Below are 3,675 nucleotides of genomic sequence, written 5' to 3'. Positions count from 1 at the left end.
AGATGTGTATAAGAGACAGGCTTTCTCCGCAGGCGGTCGGCCTGCCGCCCGGTCCGCGCCGGCGCACGCCGGGCCTGCGCCGTGAGGAAGTCGCGCAACTGTGCGGAGTCAGCCCCACCTGGTACACGTGGATCGAGCAAGGACGGCCGGTGTCGGCCTCCGCCGATGCGCTTGCGCGGATTGCCGTCGCGCTGCAACTGTCGCGCGCCGAACGGGCGTATCTGTTCGAACTCGCGGCCCAGCGCGACCCGGCCGAACCGGACCCGGCCACGACAGACGCTCCCGCGACGCTGCTCGAAACCGTGCAGCTCGTCAACGCCCCGGCTTACGTGCTGGACCGGCAGTGGAACGCGCTGGCGTGGAACGAGCGCGCGGCGGACCTGTTTGTGGGCTGGCTGGACGGCACGCACGACCGCAATCTGCTGCGTTTCACGTTCACCGAGCCGGCCGCACGCGAACTGATCGTGGATTGGGAAACGCGAGCCCGGCGGCTGGCCGCCGAGTTTCGCGCGGACTCGATCCGGCACCTGAACGACGCACCCACACGCGGCCTCATCGACACGCTGACGAGCACGAGCGACGCCTTTGCGCGCTTCTGGGCCTCGCAGGACGTGGGCGAACGTGAAGGCGGCCGGCGCGAATTCAACCATCCGCGCGACGGCCGGGTCGTGTACGACCAGATCACGTTCAAGCCCGCGCACCGCGAGGACCTGAAACTGGTGGTGCTGGTGCGGGAGTGAGCGTGGAAACGAGCGAAGCAACGCCTACTGATGTGTCAACGTCAACGCATAGAACTTGACGACAGTGCCGGGGGTTGTCAAAGGCGTGCCCGACACAGCGGATTGATCGTAATTGCCCGCCTTGAAATAGAAGCTTTCTCCATCAAAGCTGGAATCCATCGTAAACGTCTTCACCGTGCCGTTCACCGTCACGGTAACCGTCGTACCGGTGAGGCTCAACTCATAGTTGAACGGCGTGCCGAGCGGCACGCTGGCAATCGCAGTCGTCGTCGAGCTTCCGCCCTGGTTAGTACTCTCAAGTAAAAGCTGAACCACGCCGCTCGCGGTGTACTGCAATTCGCACAGCGGCTTGCTAGGTCCAGTACCCTGGAAAATCTGCCCGATTGTGGTGTGGTTAGGCACCTGGGTCACGGCGACGGTGGCATCCAGCTTGTTTGTACCGGCGGTGCTCCAGATTGCGTTTTCACGCAACTCCGTTCGTGGATGCACCGAACCGGAAGTAGTCCAGCCCTGGGTGGGATCCATCATGACCATGGAGCCATCCGAACTGTCGGTATCGAAGTAGTAGGGACTCGTGTAGCCAGCGGCAAGATTGGCGCCGCTCACCGTATCGACATTACCTGACGAGCCCGTCGGCAACTGCAGCGTAAACGGTGCAAGGTTGAAGTTCGACCCGGGTGGACTGGTGGTGCTGAGCGCAGGCAGCGTTGCATCTCGAACTACTTGCTTCTGCGCTACCGGCGACGCTCCGCCCTCGGCGCCACCGCCGCATGCTGAGAGCATGCCTCCTAACAGCGCTCCAACTAAACAGATCGCGATTCCGCTTTTCATTTTTCCTCCGTTTTTACCGGGTTGAAATACCGGGTTGAAATGCCACTGCGTTTTGACAGGCCGATTATTTTTGATATATCGGTTTTGGGTAACGTTTTCCTCATAAAGTCAAACACTCATCCACGGCATCATTTCCATTCAATCCTATCAGTGCTTTTTGATTGAGTAAACGTTTTCCTATTATCTCTAAATACGGATATTCCGATCGGCTTGACTTATGTGTTGTTTGCGCATGCACGTCGCATTAATCTGGTGCCCGGTGTGTGTCACCGGCACCGGGATCAAATCCGCATCCCGCGAGGATCGGAAGCTGGCGGTAGAGGAACGCGAGCCGAGGCTGCACGGCGAACGCATCTGCCGACGGCCCCTTCTGCGTGCGGGGTGCGCGGCCAGTGGCGTCTTTGAGGCTACCGGCCAGTGTTAAAATCTACGTTTTTGCACGCTTTCGCGTCGCCTGCGACACTGCTGGCGAATGCATTCCGCCTCCACACTGTTCAACTGCCCAACACCATGACGTCCCAACTGCATAAAAAAGGCGAAGCCTGGTCGGCTCGCTTCTCGGAGCCGATGTCGGAACTCGTCAAACGCTATACGTCGTCGGTTTTCTTCGACAAGCGACTGGCGCTCGTCGACATCGAGGGTTCGCTGGCACACGCTGCGATGCTGGCCGCGCAGAAGATCATCGGCGCCGACGATCTGGCGGCCATCCAGCGCGGCATGGCGCAGATCAAGGGTGAGATCGAGCGCGGCGAGTTCGAATGGCAACTCGACCTGGAGGACGTGCACCTGAACATCGAAGCGCGCCTGACGGCGCTGATCGGCGACGCGGGCAAGCGCCTGCACACGGGCCGTTCGCGCAACGATCAGGTGGCGACGGATATCCGCCTGTGGCTGCGCGGCGAAATCGACCGGATTGGCGGATTGTTGAAGGATTTGCGCACTGCGCTGATTGACCTGGCGGAGCAAAACGCCGAAACGATCATGCCTGGCTTTACGCACTTGCAGGTTGCGCAACCGGTGACGTTCGGCCACCACTTGCTGGCCTACGTGGAGATGTTCACCCGCGACACTGAGCGCATGCGCGACTGCCGCACGCGCGTGAACCGCCTGCCGCTGGGCGCGGCGGCGCTGGCCGGCACGAGCTACCCGATCGACCGCCACGCGGTGGCAAAGACGCTGGGCTTCGACGGAATTTGCGCGAACTCGCTGGACGCGGTGTCGGATCGCGACTTTGCGATTGAGTTCACGGCAGCGTCGGCGCTGGTGATGACACACGTATCGCGCTTCTCGGAAGAGCTGGTGCTGTGGATGAGTCCGCGCGTGGGCTTTATCGATCTGGCGGACCGCTTCTGCACGGGCTCGTCGATCATGCCGCAGAAGAAGAACCCGGACGTGCCGGAACTGGCGCGCGGCAAGACGGGCCGCGTGAATGGGCATCTGATGGCATTGCTGACGCTGATGAAGGGCCAGCCGCTGGCGTACAACAAGGACAATCAGGAAGACAAGGAACCGCTATTCGATACCGTGGATACGGTGGCTGACACACTGCGGATTTTTGCCGAGATGGTGGCGGGGATTACGGTTAAGCCGCAGGCTATGCGGGCTGCGGCGTTGCAGGGGTTTTCGACTGCTACCGATCTGGCGGATTATCTGGTTAAGCGTGGGCTGCCGTTCCGCGATGCGCATGAGGCGGTGGCACATGCTGTGCGGATTTGTGTCGATCGTCAGTGTGATCTGGCTGATCTTTCTCTTGATGAGATGCGCAAGGAATTGCCTAATGTGGCGCATCTTATTGGTGAGGATGTGTTTGAGTATTTGACGCTTGAAGGGTCTGTGGGTAGCCGAAATCATCCGGGGGGGACTGCGCCGGAGCAAGTTCGCAGTGCTGTTGCCGCTGCGCGGCTGGGTTTGAAGTAGAGGTTTTTTGCCTGCGGCGGCTTGTTTTATTGGTTGGTGTTCTTTGCGGCGTTGGCCTTTCCTTGTTTTGCTTCTGGTTTATTAGCGTTGCCCCTGTGCGGGGCGGCATGAAGTGGTCAAGTAATGCTGGACACTTTTTCCGCCTTCCACCTTTTCTGCATGGTGAGCTCATATTCGGCAGGTGGCA

Annotated in this window: 3 protein-coding genes; 2 read left to right on the top strand and 1 reads right to left on the bottom strand. The window is 60.2% G+C overall.

Annotation, left to right across the window (positions count from 1 at the left end; genetic code table 11):
* Window positions 1–740: helix-turn-helix transcriptional regulator (locus FFS45_RS41300; protein WP_137960330.1), on the top strand; the 740-nt coding region annotated here is incomplete at its 5' end.
* Window positions 741–764: 24 nt separating this feature from the next.
* On the opposite strand, the gene FFS45_RS41295 is transcribed toward FFS45_RS41300, so the two are convergent.
* Complete coding sequence (locus FFS45_RS41295; RefSeq protein WP_137960329.1) at window positions 765–1,571, bottom strand: polysaccharide lyase family 7 protein; 807 nt, start codon at window positions 1,569–1,571, stop codon at window positions 765–767.
* A 510-nt stretch (window positions 1,572–2,081) separates the two neighbouring features.
* Here FFS45_RS41295 and argH point away from each other — a divergent pair.
* A complete protein-coding gene (gene argH, locus FFS45_RS41290) occupies window positions 2,082–3,488 on the top strand; it encodes an argininosuccinate lyase (RefSeq protein WP_137960328.1) in 1,407 nt (468 codons plus the stop codon).
* Window positions 3,489–3,675 lie beyond the last annotated feature (187 nt).

Origin of the sequence: Burkholderia sp. 4M9327F10 (genome assembly GCF_005503145.1) — a bacterium.
Lineage (GTDB): Bacteria > Pseudomonadota > Gammaproteobacteria > Burkholderiales > Burkholderiaceae > Paraburkholderia.
Note: the sequence above shows the minus strand (reverse complement) of the source record. Positions and strands in the feature narration are given on the sequence as shown.